This is a genomic window from Bradyrhizobium sp. USDA 4452, from assembly GCF_054063575.1.
Genome location: NZ_JBSSGK010000001.1, coordinates 3,121,755 through 3,138,370 on the forward strand (window position 1 = coordinate 3,121,755; position 16,616 = coordinate 3,138,370).

Annotated in this window: 15 protein-coding genes; 6 read left to right on the top strand and 9 right to left on the bottom strand. The window is 64.9% G+C overall.

Translation table 11 applies throughout. The features are described from left to right. Position 1 precedes the first annotated feature (1 nt). A complete protein-coding gene (locus tag ACVISU_RS15015; protein WP_456707440.1) occupies positions 2 to 922 on the bottom strand; it encodes a LysR family transcriptional regulator in 921 nt (306 codons plus the stop codon). Between the two features lie 192 nt (positions 923 to 1,114). On the opposite strand from ACVISU_RS15015, the gene ACVISU_RS15020 reads away from it, so the two are divergent. Together ACVISU_RS15020 and ACVISU_RS15025 are read left to right on the top strand one after the other, a co-directional pair. Continuing rightward, positions 1,115 to 1,468 carry a hypothetical protein gene (locus tag ACVISU_RS15020; protein ID WP_456707441.1) on the top strand — a complete coding sequence of 118 codons (354 nt, stop codon included), beginning with the start codon at positions 1,115 to 1,117 and terminating at the stop codon, positions 1,466 to 1,468. Between the two features lie 81 nt (positions 1,469 to 1,549). After that, positions 1,550 to 2,047 (top strand): hypothetical protein, encoded by a 498-nt coding sequence (locus ACVISU_RS15025; RefSeq protein ID WP_456707442.1) that lies wholly within the window; start codon positions 1,550 to 1,552, stop codon positions 2,045 to 2,047. A gap of 113 nt (positions 2,048 to 2,160) precedes the next feature. Here the strand turns inward: ACVISU_RS15025 and ACVISU_RS15030 are convergent, their stop codons facing one another. Further along, positions 2,161 to 2,616, bottom strand: coding sequence for an Lrp/AsnC family transcriptional regulator (locus ACVISU_RS15030; protein ID WP_456707443.1), 456 nt, complete (start codon positions 2,614 to 2,616; stop codon positions 2,161 to 2,163). A gap of 156 nt (positions 2,617 to 2,772) precedes the next feature. Between ACVISU_RS15030 and ACVISU_RS15035 the strand changes: the two genes are divergently transcribed. Continuing rightward, a complete protein-coding gene (locus ACVISU_RS15035; protein WP_456707444.1) occupies positions 2,773 to 6,246 on the top strand; it encodes an indolepyruvate ferredoxin oxidoreductase family protein in 3,474 nt (1,157 codons plus the stop codon). On the opposite strand, the gene mctP is transcribed toward ACVISU_RS15035, so the two are convergent. The 4 genes from mctP to ACVISU_RS15055 all read right to left on the bottom strand — a co-directional run bounded on the left by mctP (position 6,217) and on the right by ACVISU_RS15055 (position 10,117). After that, the gene (gene mctP / locus ACVISU_RS15040; RefSeq protein WP_456707445.1) at positions 6,217 to 7,707 is read right to left on the bottom strand and encodes a monocarboxylate uptake permease MctP; all 1,491 of its coding nucleotides are present in this window, start codon (positions 7,705 to 7,707) and stop codon (positions 6,217 to 6,219) included. The two genes, ACVISU_RS15035 and mctP, sit on opposite strands and share 30 nt — an antisense overlap. 10 nt (positions 7,708 to 7,717) lie before the next feature. Beyond that, positions 7,718 to 7,903, bottom strand: coding sequence for a DUF3311 domain-containing protein (locus ACVISU_RS15045; protein WP_024581224.1), 186 nt, complete (start codon positions 7,901 to 7,903; stop codon positions 7,718 to 7,720). Between the two features lie 143 nt (positions 7,904 to 8,046). Next, complete coding sequence (locus ACVISU_RS15050; protein ID WP_456707446.1) at positions 8,047 to 9,018, bottom strand: Bug family tripartite tricarboxylate transporter substrate binding protein; 972 nt, start codon at positions 9,016 to 9,018, stop codon at positions 8,047 to 8,049. 187 nt (positions 9,019 to 9,205) lie between these two features. Further along, positions 9,206 to 10,117, bottom strand: a complete 912-nt coding sequence (locus ACVISU_RS15055; RefSeq protein WP_456707447.1) for a LysR family transcriptional regulator — start codon at positions 10,115 to 10,117, stop codon at positions 9,206 to 9,208. Positions 10,118 to 10,258: 141 nt separating this feature from the next. Here ACVISU_RS15055 and ACVISU_RS15060 point away from each other — a divergent pair, with 141 nt between their 5' ends. The 3 genes from ACVISU_RS15060 to ACVISU_RS15070 all read left to right on the top strand — a co-directional run bounded on the left by ACVISU_RS15060 (position 10,259) and on the right by ACVISU_RS15070 (position 14,009). Then, on the top strand, positions 10,259 to 11,407 hold the full coding sequence (locus ACVISU_RS15060) for an HlyD family secretion protein (protein WP_456707448.1): 1,149 nt from the start codon (positions 10,259 to 10,261) through the stop codon (positions 11,405 to 11,407). Positions 11,408 to 11,903: 496 nt separating this feature from the next. Beyond that, a complete protein-coding gene (locus tag ACVISU_RS15065) occupies positions 11,904 to 13,514 on the top strand; it encodes an MDR family MFS transporter (RefSeq protein WP_456707449.1) in 1,611 nt (536 codons plus the stop codon). Positions 13,515 to 13,550: 36 nt separating this feature from the next. Continuing rightward, entirely contained in the window at positions 13,551 to 14,009 is a 459-nt protein-coding gene (locus tag ACVISU_RS15070; RefSeq protein ID WP_063695294.1) for a carboxymuconolactone decarboxylase family protein, read from the top strand. 156 nt (positions 14,010 to 14,165) lie between these two features. Here the strand turns inward: ACVISU_RS15070 and ACVISU_RS15075 are convergent, their stop codons facing one another. The 3 genes from ACVISU_RS15075 to ACVISU_RS15085 all read right to left on the bottom strand — a co-directional run bounded on the left by ACVISU_RS15075 (position 14,166) and on the right by ACVISU_RS15085 (position 16,614). Further along, entirely contained in the window at positions 14,166 to 15,026 is an 861-nt protein-coding gene (locus ACVISU_RS15075; RefSeq protein WP_063695293.1) for a D-amino-acid transaminase, read from the bottom strand. Between the two features lie 145 nt (positions 15,027 to 15,171). Continuing rightward, complete coding sequence (locus ACVISU_RS15080; protein WP_050405686.1) at positions 15,172 to 15,903, bottom strand: amino acid ABC transporter ATP-binding protein; 732 nt, start codon at positions 15,901 to 15,903, stop codon at positions 15,172 to 15,174. A gap of 18 nt (positions 15,904 to 15,921) precedes the next feature. Continuing rightward, positions 15,922 to 16,614 (bottom strand): amino acid ABC transporter permease, encoded by a 693-nt coding sequence (locus tag ACVISU_RS15085; protein WP_456707450.1) that lies wholly within the window; start codon positions 16,612 to 16,614, stop codon positions 15,922 to 15,924. Between the last annotated feature and the right edge of the window lie 2 nt (positions 16,615 to 16,616).

Genomic DNA, 16,616 nt, shown 5'->3' on the forward strand with positions numbered 1-16,616 from the left:
GTCAGCGCGCCGCCGCCGATCTGCTCTTCACGTGGTCGATGAAGGCCCGCAGCTTCGGAAGGATCTGACGGTGGCCGGGATAGTAGAGAAACACTCCGGGCGTGGTCGGCGCGAAGGTATCGAGCACGCGGACCAGCTTCTTCTCTTTCACGGCGCCTGATATCAGCGGTGCGGGGACTTGCGCGAGGCCCACGCCCTCGATGGCCGCGCCGACCAGCGTCGGGAAGTCGTGACCGATGAAGGAGCCCGAGACGGCGAGCTCGATCGAACGGCCGTTGTCGTTCAGCGACCACGGCGCGAGCCCGCCGTTCGATCGCCGCAGCCTGAGGCAGGCGTGCCCGCGTAAATCGTCCGGGCGCTTGGGGCGGCCGCGGTGCGCGAGATAGTCCGGACTGCCAACGATCGCGAACGGGAACGGCCTGGTCAGGCGGACCGCGACCATGTCCGGGTTGATGAACTGGCCCATCCTGATGCCGGCATCGAAGCCGCCGGCCGCGAGGTCGACCAGCTCTTCGCTTGCGGCGAGTTCGACCTCGATCTCGGGATACGCTTTGCAGAACGAGGCGATCAGCGGCTCCAGCAGGATCGGCACCACCGAGCGCGGCACGGTCAGGCGCAACAGCCCGGCCGGTTTCTGCCCGAGTTCGCGCGCGGCCCCGCTCGCGGCAACCAACTCCTCGAACGCAGGCCTTGCGCGCGCCAGGAATCGTTCGCCCGCCTCGGTCATTCCGACGCTGCGGGTGGTGCGGATGAACAGCAGGGCGCCGACCCGCGCCTCGAGCGCGCGCACCGCCTGGCTGATCGCCGATGGCGTGACGCCGAGCTCGGTGGCCGCGCGGCGAAAACTGCGGTGCGCCGCGACGCTGAGGAACGCCTCGACGCCATCGAGCGCGCCCTGCCTGACTGTGAAGTTCTGCTTCATGGCCTGTCAACATTATCGCGAATAGTCGCCCGCGGGAAGCCGCCCTACATCGGAGCCACAGGCAGCAGCACCGCGACGCGCGGTGCTCCACGCGACATCACCACGACAGTCGTGAACGGAGACCTGCGACCGATGAAAACGATCCGTCACACCTTGCTTGCCCTCACCCTCACTTCGACAGGCCTAACCTCCATGACCGCTCCCTCTCTTGCTCAGGCCCAAACACAGGCAGAAGTCCCCTCCACCATCACCACCGGCGTGATGGTGATCCTGACCGTCAAGGCCGGCGTCACCCGCGAACAGGTGATGGCCGTGATGCCCGATGAGATCCGGCAGACCGTGCAGCTCTATCTCAACGGCAAGGTGCGCGAATGGTATTCGCGATCCGACGGCCGCGGCGTCGTCTTCCTGCTCGATGCCAGGGATACATCCGAGGCGCACGCGATCATGGAGGGGTTGCCGTTGTCCAAGCTGGACATCATGGACCACGACTACATCGCGGTCGGCCCGCTGCTGCCGCTGCGCCTGCTGCTCGCCAAGCCCTAAGAGTCGAACCCCGAGTGCCTCGCCGAGGACGGACCCCGATCGCCGGGTCCGGCCGGATCGCCAGTCAGACAGGAGCCGACCGTGCCAATCAGTCTCAACATTCCATTCCTGCTCAGCGTCGCCGGAGCATTTCTGGCGAGTACGGTGGTGGCCGCCACCTATGTCTGGCCGGCGCTCCGCACCTGGCCGCGCCATGAGGCGCTCCGGCTGCTTGCGGCGTTTCATGCCTTCCGATTCCTCGGGATGAACTTCATGGTCACGGGCTTCGTATCGCCTGAGGTGAACCCGCTGTTTGCCAGCGCCGTCGGTTGGGGCGATCTGACCGCCGCGGCGCTCGCGCTGCTCGCGATGGCGGCACTGTCGTGGCGCTGGCTAATGGCGATTCCGATCGTCTGGTTGTTCAACATCTGGGGCACGCTGGATCTTCTCAACGCCTACTTCATGGGCGCGACGAAGAATGCGGATCCCGGCCTGTTCGGCGCCGGCATCTATATTCCGGCGCTCTACGTGCCGCTGCTGCTGGTCAGTCATGTCATGGTGTTCATGATCCTGATGCGGACCAAGTGGGCGGAAGCGTAGCGCCCTCTCGTCATTCCGGGGCTCGCGAAGCGAGAACCCGGAATCCATCAAGCCGCATAGCATGTAGTGGAATGGATTCCGGGCTCGTGCTTCGCACGCCCCGGAATGACGAACTAGAACGGCAGCGCCACGCCGGTCTTGATCTCCTTCAGGATCACGTTGGTCCGGACATGGCGGATACCGGGAATGCGGAACATGAACTCGTCGAGGAATCTGTTGTAGGCGTCCATGTCGCGCACGACGACGCGCAGATGGTAGTCGGCATCGCCTGTCGTCGCGAAGCATTCCAGCACCTCGCGGCGCTGCATCACCCGCGCAACGAACTCGTCGACGAATTTGACGTCGTGGCGCTCCAGCGAGACGTGCAGGATCGCCGAGGTCGCAAAGCCTGCGCGCTCGCGCGGGACCAGCGCCGAATAGCCCGAGATGACGCCGGCCTCTTCCAGCGCGCGGACCCGCCGCCAGCACGCCGAGGTCGACATCCCGACGGTTTCCGCAAGCTGCTGGTTGGTGGCGCGGCCGTCCTTCTGCAGTTCGGCGAGGATTTTTTCGTCCTGCTCTTCGACCATCATGCGGCTCCGATTTGGTACTTTCTACCAAATTATGAGACTCACAGCAATTTTCTACCGATTATGGATTGTCATCTGAATAGATAGGTAAGACCTACCAACTTCTCGGGCGTAGCCTTGCCCCATCAGACATCGCGATTCCCGGAGGGGTCAGTCATGGGCCAGACGCCGCTGCTCGACGCCTACCAGCTCTCCGAGCGCTACAGCAGGGAATACGGCCGCGTCTTCCTCACCGGCACGCAGGCGATCGTGCGCATCGCGCTCGATCAGATCAGGCGCGACCGTGCGAGCGGCCTCAACACCGCGGGCTTCATCTCCGGCTATCGCGGCTCACCGCTCGGCGGCGTCGATCTCGAATTGTGGAAGATCGGCGATCTGCTGAAGGAGAGCCGGATCGAATTCCTCCCCGCGGTCAACGAGGACCTTGCCGCCACCGCCGTGCTCGGCTCGCAGCAGGTCGAGACGCAACGGGATCGCGAGGTCGATGGTGTGTTCGGGCTGTGGTACGGCAAAGGCCCCGGCGTCGATCGCTCCGGCGATGCGCTCAAGCACGGCAATGCCTATGGCTCCTCGCCGCATGGCGGCGTGCTGGTCGTGGCCGGCGACGACCATGGCTGCGTCTCGTCGTCGATGCCGCACCAGTCCGACGTCGCATTCATGAGCTGGTTCATGCCGACGCTGCATCCGGCCGATGTCGGTGAATATCTCGCGTTCGGCGAATACGGCTATGCGCTCAGTCGATTCTCGGGCATGTGGGTCGGCTTCAAGGCGATCTCGGAGATCGTCGAATCCGGCGCTTCGGTCGAACTGCCTGCCCCGCGGCGCTTCATCCAACCGGACTTTTCGCCGCCGCCCGGTGGCCTGCACTATCGTTGGCCGGATCTGCCGGGCCCGCAGATCGAGGAGCGGCTGGAGGCCAAGAAGCACGCGGTCTACGCCTTCGCAAAAGCCAATCCGATTGACCGCCGCATCTACAACGTCAGGGATGCGACCTACGGCATCGTCACGACAGGAAAGGCGCATCTTGATCTGATGGAGGCGCTGCGGCTGATTGGCCTCGATGAGGCTACCTGCCGCCGCTTCGGCATCGACATCTACAAGGTCGGTATGGTGTGGCCGCTCGCACTGCACGACGCGATGGAGTTCGTGAAGGGCAAGCGCGAGATTCTCGTGGTCGAGGAGAAGCGCGGCATCATCGAAAGCCAGTTCAAGGAATATTTCTACGACTATCCCGGCGCCAAGCCGGAGCGGATGGTCGGCAAGCATGACGAGAGCGGCGCGCGGCTGATCTCCTGGACCGGCGAATTGTCGCCGCGCATGCTGGCCGACGTGCTGGCACGGCGGCTCGATCCGATGTTTCCGGAATTGCAGCTCGCTCGCAGCGTCGCTGCGCTCAGGCCGGAGCAGGATCGCACGATTGCAGTGCCCGGTGCCGCGCGCACGCCGTATTTCTGCTCGGGCTGCCCGCACAACACCTCGACCAAGGTGCCCGAGGGATCCAAGGCGCTGGCCGGCATCGGCTGCCATTTCATGGCGAGCTGGATGGACCGCGAGACCTCGTCGCTGATCCAGATGGGCGGCGAAGGCGTCAACTGGGCGGCATCGTCGAGATTCACCGGCAATAGCCATGTATTCCAGAATCTCGGCGAGGGTACCTATTATCACTCCGGCTCGATGGCGATCCGCCAGGCGATCGCAGCGAAGGCCAACATCACCTACAAGATCCTGTTCAACGATGCGGTGGCGATGACCGGCGGCCAGCCGGTCGACGGCCCGGTCAGCGTACAGGCGATCGCGCACTCCGTCCGCGCTGAAGGCGTCGCGCGCATTGCGCTGGTGTCGGATGAGCCAAAGCATTTCTCGCCGGCGGATTTGCCCGTCGGCGTCACCATCCACCCGCGCGAGGAGATGGACGCCGTGCAGCGCGAGCTGCGTGCGATATCAGGCGTCACCGTGCTGATCTATCAGCAGACCTGCGCCACAGAAAAACGCCGGCGGCGCAAGCGCGGCACGATCGCAGACCCGGCGCGCTTCGCCTATATCAACGATCTCGTCTGCGAGGGCTGCGGCGACTGTTCGGTGGAATCCAACTGCCTCAGCGTCGAGCCGAAAGAGACGCCGTTCGGCCGCAAGCGCAAGATCAACCTCTCGACCTGCAACACGGATTTTTCCTGCCTCAACGGCTTCTGCCCGAGTTTTGTGACGATCGAGGGCGGCAAGCGGCGGGCGAAGAATGCGAGCATGATCGATCCGCTGGCGCGCGCCGCGGCACTGCCGGCGCCGGAACTCGCGCCGCTGGACAAGCCCTACGATCTGCTGGTGACCGGCGTCGGCGGCACCGGCGTCATCACGGTCGGCGCGCTGGTCGCGATGGCCGCACATCTCGAGGGCCGCGGCGTTTCGGTGCTCGACTTCACCGGCTTCGCGCAGAAGTTCGGCCCGGTGCTGAGTTTCCTGCGGCTGGCGGCTCTGCCCGAAGCGCTGCACCAGGTGCGGATCGACCAGGGGGCCGCGGATGCGCTGATCGGCTGCGATCTCGTGGTGAGCTCGTCGGCCAAGGCCTCCGGCACCTACCGCAAGGGGATGCGCGCCGCGGTCAACCTCGCGGAGATGCCGACCGGCGATGTGGTGCGCTTCCGCGACGCCGACCTCGCCTCGCCGGCTCGCCTGCGCGCCATCGAGCGGGTGATCGGGCCGGGCAACCTCACCACCATCGACGCCAACGCGCTGGCCGAGCGGCTGCTCGGCGACAGCGTCTATGCCAACATCATGATGCTCGGCTTCGCCTGGCAGCAGGGCCTCGTGCCGGTGTCGCTGGAGGGGCTGACGCGCGCGATCGAACTGAACGGCGTCGCGGTGGAGCGCAACAAGCAGGCGCTGGCCTGGGGCCGGATTGCGTTTGCCGATCCGGAGTTTTTGCCGAAGGCCGACGGTGCAGCCGGCGCACCGGAGACGCTGGAGCAGAAGATCGAGCGGCGCGCCGATTTCCTCACTGGCTATCAGGACGCGGCCTATGCCGCGCGCTACCGCGCCACGGTCGATCGCGTCCGCCGCGCCGAAGCGGCGCTCGGCAGCGAGACATTGACCGACGCCGTGGCGCGGTCGCTGTTCAAGCTGATGGCGTACAAGGACGAATATGAGGTGGCGCGGCTGCATATGCAGTCGGGCTTCCTCGACGAGCTCAGGCGCACATTCGATGGCGACTTCACGGTGCAGTACCACCTTGCGCCGCCCTTCCTGCCAGCGCGGCGCGATGCGCGCGGCCGGCCGCGCAAGCGGGCGTTCGGGCAATGGATCCAAGCGCCGCTGCGGCTGCTCGCGAGTCTCAAGGGACTGCGCGGCACGCCATTCGACGTGTTCGGCTACACCGCGGAGCGGCGCGCCGAGCGCGAGCTGATCACCTGGTACGAGGCGCTGGTCGAGACCATGCTCGGCAAGCTCGATGCCGCGCGGCTGCGCGATCTCACAGCCATCGCAAAGGCGCCGATGGAGATCCGCGGCTATGGGCCGGTGAAGGACGCCGCGATCGAGAAGACCAAGGTGGAGGTGGCGCTGCTGACCGCGCTTCTCACCTCCGCCCCGTCAGATACGCACGACGGCTCAGGCCGCCGCACCGCGCTTGGCGGGTGAGATCACGCCGACCACAACGGTCGCAATCACCGCCACCACGATGTTGAGCAGGAGCGCGCCAAGACCGACATAGAAGGTGTATGTAGCGTCGCCGAGCGAGATGCTGGCGAGCGGCTTCAGCCCGTTGCTCCACGCCGTGTAGGTGCCCCAGCCGATGCCGACCGCCCAGCCGAGCAGCAGACCCTCGGCGCGGAACCAAAGCGTGAACAGGCCGAACACCAGCGCCGGCAGCGTCTGCACGATCCAGAGACCACCGAGCAGTTGCAGGTCGAGCGCATATTGCGTCGGCAGGAACAGGATGAAGGCCAGGGCGCCGACCTTCACCACCAGCGAGGTGATCTTCGCCACCGAGGCCTCACCGGCATGCGAGATGCCCGGATTGACGTAGTGCTTCCAGACATTGCGGGTGAACAGGTTGGCGGCGCCGATGCTCATCACCGCGGCCGGCACCAGCGCGCCGATCGCGATCGCCGAGAACGCAAAGCCCGCGAACCATTCCGGGAACAGGGTCTTGAACAGCATCGGCACCACGTCGTTGGGCGACGTCACCTTGATCCCTGCGGCATAGGCCATGTAGCCGAGCAGCGCGATCAGACCGAGCAGCAGCGTATAGGCCGGCAGCAGGATCGCATTCTTGCGGATGGTGTCCGCCGACTTCGAGGCGAAGATGCCGGTCAACGTGTGCGGATACATGAAGGCGGCCAGCGCCGAGCCGAGCGCCAGCGTCGCATAGGGCAGATACTGCGCGGGCTTCAGCGTCAGTCCGGTGGCGCCGCCCTTCGCCGTGAAGGCGTCGTTGGCGGCCGAGAACACCGCGCCATAGCCGCCGAGCTTCGACGGCACCACGACCACGGCCGTCAGCACCACGATGTAGATCATGATGTCCTTGACGAAGGCGATCAGTGCCGGCGCACGCAGACCGGAGCTGTAGGTATAGAGCGCGAGGATCACGAAGGCGGCGATGATCGGCAGCTCGCCAGTGAGGCCCATCGCCTTGATCACGACCTCCATGCCGATCAGCTGCAGCGCGATATAGGGCATGGTTGCGACGAGGCCGGTCAGCGCCACGGCGAGCTCAAGCGCGCGCGAGCCATAGGCGCCGTGGACGACATCAGCGGCGGTGACGTAGCCGTTGGCATGCGCCTTCTTCCACAGCACCGGCATCACGGCGAATACGAAGGGATAGACGATGATGGTGTAGGGCAGCGCGAAGAAGCCGTAGGCGCCGACTGCGTAGACCAGCGCCGGCACCGCGATCACGGTGTAGGCGGTATAGAAGTCGCCGCCAACCAGGAACCAGGTGATCCAGGTACCGAACTGGCGGCCGCCGAGACCCCATTCGTCGAGATGCTCGCTGACCGGGCCGGATTTCCAGCGCGCGGCGAGGAAGCCCATCACGGTGACGAGGGCGAAGAAGAAGATGAAGACGGAGAGCGCCACCCAGGCGATATGATCGGTCATGGCTGTCCCCTCACCGCTGCTCGTCGGCATCAGGCTGCCGGCTGCGATAGACCAGCCAGATCAAGAGCGAGGAGATCGGCACCCAGGCGAGCTGGTACCAGTAGAAGAAGGGAAAGCCGAACAGCGACGGTTCGGCGAAATTATAGAACGGCACCCACAGCAAGCCGATGAACGGCAGCAGCAACAGAATCCACATGGCCTACTCTTCAATGGGCTGAATAGCTCAAGGCGGGAAGTTCCGCTGACCTCAACGATCCAGGAACTCATTTCGTTGCGTCTAGAATCACAGTTACGGCAATGCGACGCAAAAAGTTGTGATCGTCACCTGACGCATGCCGCCTATTCGGCCTTGATGCCGGCATCCTGGATCAGGCTGCGCCATCGCGCCTGCTCGCCGGCAAAGTAGCGGTCGAGCTCGGCCGGAGGCTTTGCCACCATCACGAGCCCCTCATTGACGCTGAGCTTCCTGAAGGCTTCCGACTGCACGGCCTTGGCCGCGGATTTGTTGAGGCGGTCGATGATCTCGGGCGGCGTGTTCGCAGGTGCGTAAAGGCCGTACCAGGATTCCGCTGAATAGCCCGGCACACCGGCTTCCGACACCGTCGGCAATTGCGGGAAGGACGGCGAACGCTCGGCCGAGGTCACCCCGATCGCACGCAGCTGGCCGGCCTCGACCAGCGACGCGCAACTGGCCACCGTCGTGAACATCACCTGGATCTGGCCGCCCAAGAGATCGGTGATGGCAGGCGCCGCGCCCTTGTAGGGCACGGTGGTAAGATTGACACCCGCCATATGCTTGAACAATTCGCCGGCCAGATGCGCCGAGGTGCCGGTGCCATAGGTCCCGTAGGACAGTTTTTCCGGATCGGCCTTCGCGGCCGCGATCAGATCGGCGATCGACTTGATCGGCGAGGAAGGATTGACCACGACGACGTTGAACGAGCGCGCCACCAGCGCCACGGGCGCAAAGTCCTTGTGCGCGTCATAGGGCAGCTTGCTGGTGAGGCTCGGATTGACCGCGTTGGCGAAGGTCGCCATCAGCAGCGTGTAGCCGTCGGGTGGGCTCGCCGCGACGCTTTGCGTGCCGAGGATGGTGCCCGCCCCCGGCTTGTTCTCGATGATGACGCTGACGCCGAGATCCTTCTGCATCTCCTGCGCCAGCGTGCGCGCCACGACATCGGTGCCGCCGCCCGGCGCGAACGGCACCACGATCTTCACGATATGATCGGGATAAGAGGCATGTACGGGGGCGTGCGGCAGAACGCTTGCTGCAAGCGCGAACAGAATGGCGGTCAGGACACGAAGCGGCATGGCAGGCCCCGGCAAATGACGTGCCCTTCATACACGCCTACGCCATGCAAGGGGTGGCGGGCGGTCATGATACCGCGAAGCGTAGGCAGATCGTCATTGCGGGCGAGGCGAAGCAATCCATCATTTCGCGTGCTGGGAGGATGGATTGCTTCGTGGCTCCGCTCCTCGCGATGACGGCTGCACTGCCTCACGAATACGGATTGATCAGCTTCTGCTGCTCGGTGGCGTGACGCACCAGGAGGTCGATGAAGACGCGGACCTTCGCCGAGAGATGATGGCGGTGCGGGTAGATCGCGTTCATCGTGAGCTCGACCGGCCGGTATTCGGGCAGCAGCCGGACCAGCTTGCCGGATTCGAGTTCGTCCCGGACCAGGAAGCCCGCCGCGAGGAACACGCCGACGCCGGCGAGCGCCGCGAGCTTCAGCGTCTCGCCGCTGTTGGAGACGAGATTGCCCGTCACCTTCACCGCCGCCGGCGCGCCCTTGCGGTCGACGAAGTGCCACTCGTCCCCGAACGGGTAGTTGATATGGCGAACGCAGTTGCGGGTCGTGAGATCAGCGAGCTGTTCCGGCTTGCCGTGCGCCGCGACGTAGTCGTGCGAGCAGCACAGCACGTGGCGCCAGGTGGCGATGCGGCGCACGATCAGCGCGGAATCGCGCGGCGGGATCATCTGCACGGCGAGATCGAAATTCTCGTCGATCAGGTCGGCCGAGCGTTCGCCGATCATCAGGTCGACCTTGACCTCGGGATAAGTGGCCAGGAACTCGGCCACCGTCGATGACAGGAACTGGACCAGATGGGTGTTGGTGAAGATGCGCAGCGTGCCGCGCGGCACAGATTGCTGCGCGCCCGCGACCTCGTCGGCCTGCTCGATGTCGGCGAGGATCTGGACGCAGCGGTCGTAATAGGCCTGACCGACCTCGGTGAGGCTGACCTTGCGCGTGGTGCGGTTGAGCAGCCGGGCACCGAGCCGGTCCTCCAGCGACTGGACGTGGTTGCTCACCATCGTCGTGGACATGTTGAGCTTGCGGCCGGCCGCGGAAAAGCCGCCGGAATCCACGACCCGGACGAAGGCGGTCAGACTGGTCAGGCGATCCATGTAACAAGGTCCGGATTATCAGCGCTGGCTTGATAATGCTTCCAGTTTTATCGGGATTATCACAGCGGGCAGGACATTGCATCTAGGGGTGCAGCCTGCGCCCTTTCTGGAAGGACGCGAATGTTCGGCCAGGAGACGATCATGTCGACCACGACCTATGTTACTGAAGAATCTGCCAAAATCGGCCTCCACCCATCCCGGCAGACGGTCAAGCGGGTCGCGCTTGGGCTCGCCGCAATGCTCGGGATCGCCGTCGCTGCCGACTTTGGCTACGACTACGTCACCACCGGCCGCTATCTCGAATCGACCGACGACGCCTATGTGAAGGCGGACTCCACGATCATCGCGCCGAAAGTGTCGGGCTACATCGCCCGCGTGCTGGTGACCGACAACCAGCCGGTGAAGGCCGGCCAGCTGCTGGCCGAGATCGACGACCGCGACTACCGCACCGCGCTCGGCCAAGCCAAGGCCGACGTCAACGCGGCCGATGCCTCGGTGCGCAACCTCGATGCCCAGCTCGAATTGCAGCAACCGATCATCGACCAGAGCATCGCCGACGTCACCGCCGCCGAGGCCAATCTGAAATTCGCCCAGGAGGAGCAGAGCCGCTACGACGGGCTGATGAAGTCCGGCTCCGGCACCATTCAACGCGCGCAACAGACCGACGCGGCGCTGCGCTCCAACACGGCGCAGTTGCAGCACGCGAAGTCGGCGCTGTCGGCGGCGCAGCGCAAGCTCGATGTGCTGACCACGCAGCGCGCCCAGGCTGTCGCGCAGGCCGACCGCGCCCGTGCGGTCGAGCAGCAGGCCGAGCTGAACCTGTCCTATGCACGGATCACTGCGCCGGTCGACGGCACGGTCGGCGCCCGCACGCTCCGCGTCGGGCAATATGTGCAGGCCGGCACGCAGCTGATGGCGGTGGTGCCGCTCGATGCGGTCTATGTGGTCGCCAATTTCAAGGAGACGCAGCTGACGCATGTGCGCAACGGCCAGCCGGTCGAGCTCACCGTCGACAGTTTTCACGGCACCACGCTGAAGGGCCATGTCGACAGCCTGTCGCCCGCCAGCGGCCTCGAATTCGCGCTGCTGCCGCCCGACAACGCCACCGGCAACTTCACCAAGATCGTGCAGCGCGTGCCGGTCAAGATCGTGCTCGACGATCACAGCCTCACCGGCCTGCTGCGGCCCGGCATGTCGGCGATCCCGACCGTCAACACCAAGGCGACGGTGCTGGCCGAGCGGGAAGAGAAGCGGCGGCTGGCCTCGGCGGCGCGGGCAAACGGCGGTTAGCGCAAAGCACTTCTTCAACTGGCTTGACGCGATGGATCACCGCAACGGTGGTCGATCGCGTTTTTGTATTCTCCATCCTGCTCGCTTCTCCTTCGTGCCGCAGCCGCCGACGGCAGGGCTCCCTCCCCCCTTGCGGGGGAGGGTTGGGGAGAGGGGCGATCTCGCACTGAAGCTTGTTGCTTTGCGAAGACGCTTTCGAGAGTGACGCGTGCAGCAGGATTGAAGCGGCTTGCCTGGATCCCTGCCTGTCAGCGCCCGGAGCCACCCCTCTCCCCGCCGTCCCCCGCAAGGGGAGAGGGAGCCAATCCAGCGGCTCGCCTCACCTATCGACAGGGCTGAGACCAGCCATCGTGTCGAGATGCTGGCCGCCCCACGAATGCCGGAGCGGCTAGGCATCCCGATTATCAACCTGTGCCGGACAATCCTTCCACTCCTTTCCGGATTATCGAAACCGGCCGCCTAATACATGTTGTACGGGTCAGTAAGGACGACCCCGATGACCACACTTCAGCCCACAGCTAACGCCGTCCCCATTCCCAATCCCGCCGCGCCTGCGACACCGGCGATCCCGACCAAGACCTGGGTCGCGGTGGTCGGCGCCACGCTCGGCGCCTTCATGGCGGTGCTCAACATCCAGATCGTCAACGCCTCGCTTGCCGACATCCAGGGCGGCATCGGCGCCGGCATCGATGACGGCGGCTGGATCTCGACCTCCTATCTGATCGCCGAGATCGTGGTGATCCCGCTGTCCGGCTGGCTCGCCCGGGTGTTCTCGGTGCGCCTCTATCTGCTCACCAATGCGTTCCTGTTCCTGGTGTTCTCGGCGGCCTGCGCGCTGGCGCAGGACCTGCCGCAGATGATCGCGCTGCGCGCCGTGCAGGGCTTTACTGGCGGCGTGCTGATTCCGATGGCGTTCACGCTGATCATCACGCTGCTGCCGAAGGCAAAGCAGCCGATCGGGCTGGCGCTGTTCGCGCTGTCGGCGACATTCGCGCCGGCGATCGGCCCGACCATCGGCGGCTACCTCACCGAGAACTGGGGCTGGCAGTACATCTTCTATGTCAATCTGGTGCCGGGCGCCGTGATGATCGCGATGCTGTATGTCTCGCTCGATCCGAGCCCGATGAAGCTGTCGCTGATCCGCCAGGGCGACTGGCTCGGCATCATCACCATGGCGATCGGCCTCGCCGCGCTGCAGACCGTGCTGGAAGAGGGCAACAAGGACGACTGGTTCGGTTCGCCCTTCATCGTCCGCCTGTCTGTCATCGCGGCCGTGGCGCTGACAGCCTTCCTGATCGTCGAATTCACCGTCGAGAAGCCGCTGCTCAATCTGCGCCTGCTCGCCCGCCGCAATTTCGGCTTCGGCATGCTGGCGAACTTCCTGATGGGCATTGCGCTGTATGGCTCGGTGTTCATCCTGCCGCAGTACCTGTCGCGCATCCAGGGCTACAATGCCGAGCAGATCGGCATGGTGCTGGCATGGACCGGACTGCCGCAGCTCGTGCTGATCCCGCTGGTGCCGAAGCTGATGCAGCGCTTCGATCCCCGCATCGTCATCGGTATCGGATTTGCGCTGTTCGCCGGCTCCAACTTCATGAACATCTACATGACCAACGACTATGCCGCCGATCAGCTGCTCTGGCCCAACGTCGTCCGTGCCGTCGGTCAGGCGCTGGCATTCGCGCCCCTGTCGGCGGTTGCGACCGCCGGAATCGAGGCGGAGAATGCCGGATCGGCGTCGGCGTTGTTCAACATGATGCGCAACCTCGGCGGCGCAATCGGCATTGCCGCGCTGCAGACACTGCTGACCAAGCGCGAACAGTATCACTCCAACGTGCTGATGCAGTCAGTCTCGATGCTGGAACAGGCGACCCGAACCCGGATTGAGGGATTGACCCAGTATTTCCTGAACCACGGCGTTTCCGATCACGCCGACGCGACCCACCGCGCGATCGCGGCGGTCGGCAAGGTCGTGCAGAAGCAGGCCTACATCCTCGCCTTCAGCGACACGTTCTATCTGCTCGGCGCGGCGCTGATCGTGGCGCTGGTGGCGACGCTGTTCCTGAAGAAGCCGGGCCAGCTCGCTGGCGGCGGCGGCGCACACTAGCCCTTTTCACTGTCCCCATAACCAAGGAGAACGACCATGAAACCCCGCATGAATTTCTACCAGGCTGCTCCCGAGACGATCAAAGCGCTGGTTGCGGTCGAAAGCCAGATCACGGCGAGCGGCCTCGAGCAATCGCTGATCGAGTTGGTCAAGACCCGCGCCTCGCAGATCAACGGCTGCGCCTACTGCATCAACATGCACACCGAAGACGCGCGCAAGCATGGCGAGACCGAACAGCGGCTCTATCTGCTCGACGCCTGGCGCGAGTCGCCGCTCTATAGCGAGCGCGAGCGCGCGGCACTGGCCTGGACCGAAGCGCTGACGCTGGTTGCAGAGACCCATGCACCCGACGCCGACTACGAGGCGGTGCGCGCCCAGTTCACCGACGGCGAGCTGGTCAACCTGACCACGCTGATCGGCGCCATCAACGCCTGGAACCGGATCGCGATCGGCTTCCGCGCGGTGCATCCGGTGAAGGTGAAGGTCGCGGCGTGAGGATGATACTGTCCGCCATTTACTCCGCTGTCATGCCCCGCTTCGTGCGGGGCATCCAGTACGCCGCGGCCCTTCGGCTCAAGCACCGCGGCCTCTGGAATACTGGATCGCCCGGTCGAGCCGGACGATGACAGCGCGGAGCGTGGCGCGAGTGCCTTAAACCGCCGTCGCGCGGGCGAACTCGACATAGATCTCGCGCAGGCGGTCGGTGATCGGGCCGACCTTGCCGCTGCCGACGGTCTTGCCGTCGATCGCGACCACGCCCTGCACGAACACCGAGGCGCTGGTGATGAAGGCCTCCTTGGCGGCGAGCGCCTCCTCGACCGTGAAGGCGCGCTCCTCGATGCGCAACTGGCGCTCCTCGGCGAGCTTGACCACGGCCTTGCGGGTGCAGCCGGGCAGGATCTCGTTGCCGTTCTGCCGGGTCACGATCACGTCGTCCTGGGTGACGATGAAGGACGAGGACGAGCCGCCCTCGGTGACCTTGCCGTCCTCGATCATCCAGGCTTCGCCGGCGCCGGCCGCGGCCGCCGCCTGCTTGGCCAGCACCTGTGCCAGGAGCGCCACGCTCTTGATGTCGCGCCGCTCCCAGCGAATATCGGGCACCGTGATGACGTTGATGCCGGTCTTGGCCGACGGCGCGTTGATGATGTCCTTTTCCGAGGTGAACATCACAAGCGTCGGCTTGACGTCGGCCTTCGGAAAGGCGAAGTCGCGCCCTTTGTCGGCGCCGCGGGTGACCTCGAGATAGACCATGCCGTTGACGAGGTCGTTGCGCTTGACCAGCTCCTTCTGGATCTCCTCGATCCGCTCCAGCGTCTCTGGGAGCGCGAGCTGGATCTCGCCGACCGAGCGCTTCAGCCGCGCCAGGTGCGAGGCGTTGTCGATCAGCTTGCCCTCGAGCACCGCCGCCACCTCGTAGATGCCGTCGGCGAACAGGAATCCGCGGTCGAACACCGAGACCTTGGCCTCCGAATGCGGCACGAACGCGCCGTTGACGTAAGCGATCTTTTCCACGCGAGTTCTCCTGCGGACGAAGCGGGTTTCAGGCCTTCGTATACGCAAATTGTTAACGGGGGAAAACCCTCTCCGACGTCATTCCGGGCTCGCGCCAAGAGGCGCGCCCCGGAACGACGACCTGGAAGGACCGGCGCGCCCGTTCTCAGTGCTGCAAGATCTTCGACAGAAACTTCTGCGCGCGGTCGCTGCGGGGCGTTCCGAAGAAGTCGGCCTTCTTGGCATCCTCGACGATCTCGCCGCGGTCCATGAAGATGACGCGGTCGGCGACCTTGTTGGCAAAGCCCATTTCGTGGGTCACCACCATCATGGTCATGCCCTCGCGGGCGAGGTCGACCATGACGTCGAGCACCTCGCTGATCATTTCCGGGTCGAGCGCCGAGGTCGGTTCGTCGAACAGCATCGCGATAGGGTCCATCGCCAGCGCACGTGCGATCGCGACGCGCTGCTGCTGGCCGCCGGACAATTCCGCGGGAAACTTCTTGGCATGGTCCTTCAGCCCGACGCGCTCAAGCAGCTTCATGCCCTTGGTCATGGCATCGTCATGCTTGCGGCCCAGCACCTTCTCCTGCGCGAGGCAGAGATTGTCGATGATGCGCAGATGCGGGAACAGCTCGAAATGCTGGAACACCATGCCGACGCGGGAGCGCAGCTTGGGCAGGTCGGTCTTCGGATCGTTGACCTTGACGCCGTCGAGCGTGATGTCGCCGCCCTGGATCGGCTCCAGCGCGTTGACGCATTTGATCAGGGTCGACTTGCCCGAGCCGGACGGGCCGCAGACCACCACCACCTCGCCCTTGGCGACGCTGGTGGTGCAGTCCTTCAGCACCTGGAAGGTCGGCCCGTACCATTTATTGACGTGATTGATCTCGATCATGATGGCTCAGCTTGTTGTTCAGCGAACAATGGCGATCCCCGACTGCAGGCGGCGGACGCCGAAAGACGCGACACAGGAAATGACGAAGTAGACCAGCGCGGCGAACAGGTACATTTCGACCAGGCGGCCGTCGCGCTGCGCGACCTTGCTGGCGGCGCCGAGGAAATCCGGGATCGACAGCACGTAGACCAGCGAGGTGTCCTGGAACAGCACGATGGTCTGCGTCAGCAGCACCGGCAGCATGTTGCGGAACGCCTGCGGCAGCACGACGTAGCGCATCGACTGCGCGTAGGTCAGGCCGAGCGCGCTGGCCGCCGCCGGCTGCCCCTTCGAGATCGACTGGATGCCGGCGCGCATGATCTCGGAGAAATAGGCCGCCTCGAACGCGATGAAGGTGATCAGCGAGGAGGCGAAGGCGCCGACCGTGATCGGCCGCGACGCGCCCGTCAGCCACTGCCCGATGTAAGGCACCAGGAAGTAGAACCAGAAGATCACCAGCACCAGCGGCAGCGAGCGGATGAAGTCGACATAGAAGCCTGCGATGCGGCCGAGCCATTTGTAGCTCGACAGCCGCATCAGGGCGATCAGGGTGCCGAACACGAGGCCGCCGAACGCGGCGAGTGCCGTCAGGGTCAGCGTGAAGCGCATGCCCTCGAAGAACAGATAGGGCAGCGCGCGGCGGATGACGTCGAAATCGAAATTGCCGAGCATCA

Coding starts and splice junctions, on each gene's coding strand:
- ACVISU_RS15045 (WP_024581224.1), bottom strand. CDS start 7,903: ATGTGGATTCTGTTGCTGCTGCCGTTCATCGGCTTGCTGTGGGTGCCG.
- ACVISU_RS15030 (WP_456707443.1), bottom strand. CDS start 2,616: ATGGTCGAAGAGCAGGACGAAAAAATCCTCGCCGAACTGCAGAAGGAC.
- ACVISU_RS15015 (WP_456707440.1), bottom strand. CDS start 922: ATGAAGCAGAACTTCACAGTCAGGCAGGGCGCGCTCGATGGCGTCGAG.
- ACVISU_RS15035 (WP_456707444.1), top strand. CDS start 2,773: ATGGGCCAGACGCCGCTGCTCGACGCCTACCAGCTCTCCGAGCGCTAC.
- ACVISU_RS15085 (WP_456707450.1), bottom strand. CDS start 16,614: ATGCTCGGCAATTTCGATTTCGACGTCATCCGCCGCGCGCTGCCCTAT.
- ACVISU_RS15080 (WP_050405686.1), bottom strand. CDS start 15,903: ATGATCGAGATCAATCACGTCAATAAATGGTACGGGCCGACCTTCCAG.
- ACVISU_RS15020 (WP_456707441.1), top strand. CDS start 1,115: ATGACCGCTCCCTCTCTTGCTCAGGCCCAAACACAGGCAGAAGTCCCC.
- ACVISU_RS15060 (WP_456707448.1), top strand. CDS start 10,259: ATGTCGACCACGACCTATGTTACTGAAGAATCTGCCAAAATCGGCCTC.
- ACVISU_RS15050 (WP_456707446.1), bottom strand. CDS start 9,018: ATGCCGCTTCGTGTCCTGACCGCCATTCTGTTCGCGCTTGCAGCAAGC.
- mctP (WP_456707445.1), bottom strand. CDS start 7,707: ATGACCGATCATATCGCCTGGGTGGCGCTCTCCGTCTTCATCTTCTTC.
- ACVISU_RS15055 (WP_456707447.1), bottom strand. CDS start 10,117: ATGGATCGCCTGACCAGTCTGACCGCCTTCGTCCGGGTCGTGGATTCC.
- ACVISU_RS15065 (WP_456707449.1), top strand. CDS start 11,904: ATGACCACACTTCAGCCCACAGCTAACGCCGTCCCCATTCCCAATCCC.
- ACVISU_RS15070 (WP_063695294.1), top strand. CDS start 13,551: ATGAAACCCCGCATGAATTTCTACCAGGCTGCTCCCGAGACGATCAAA.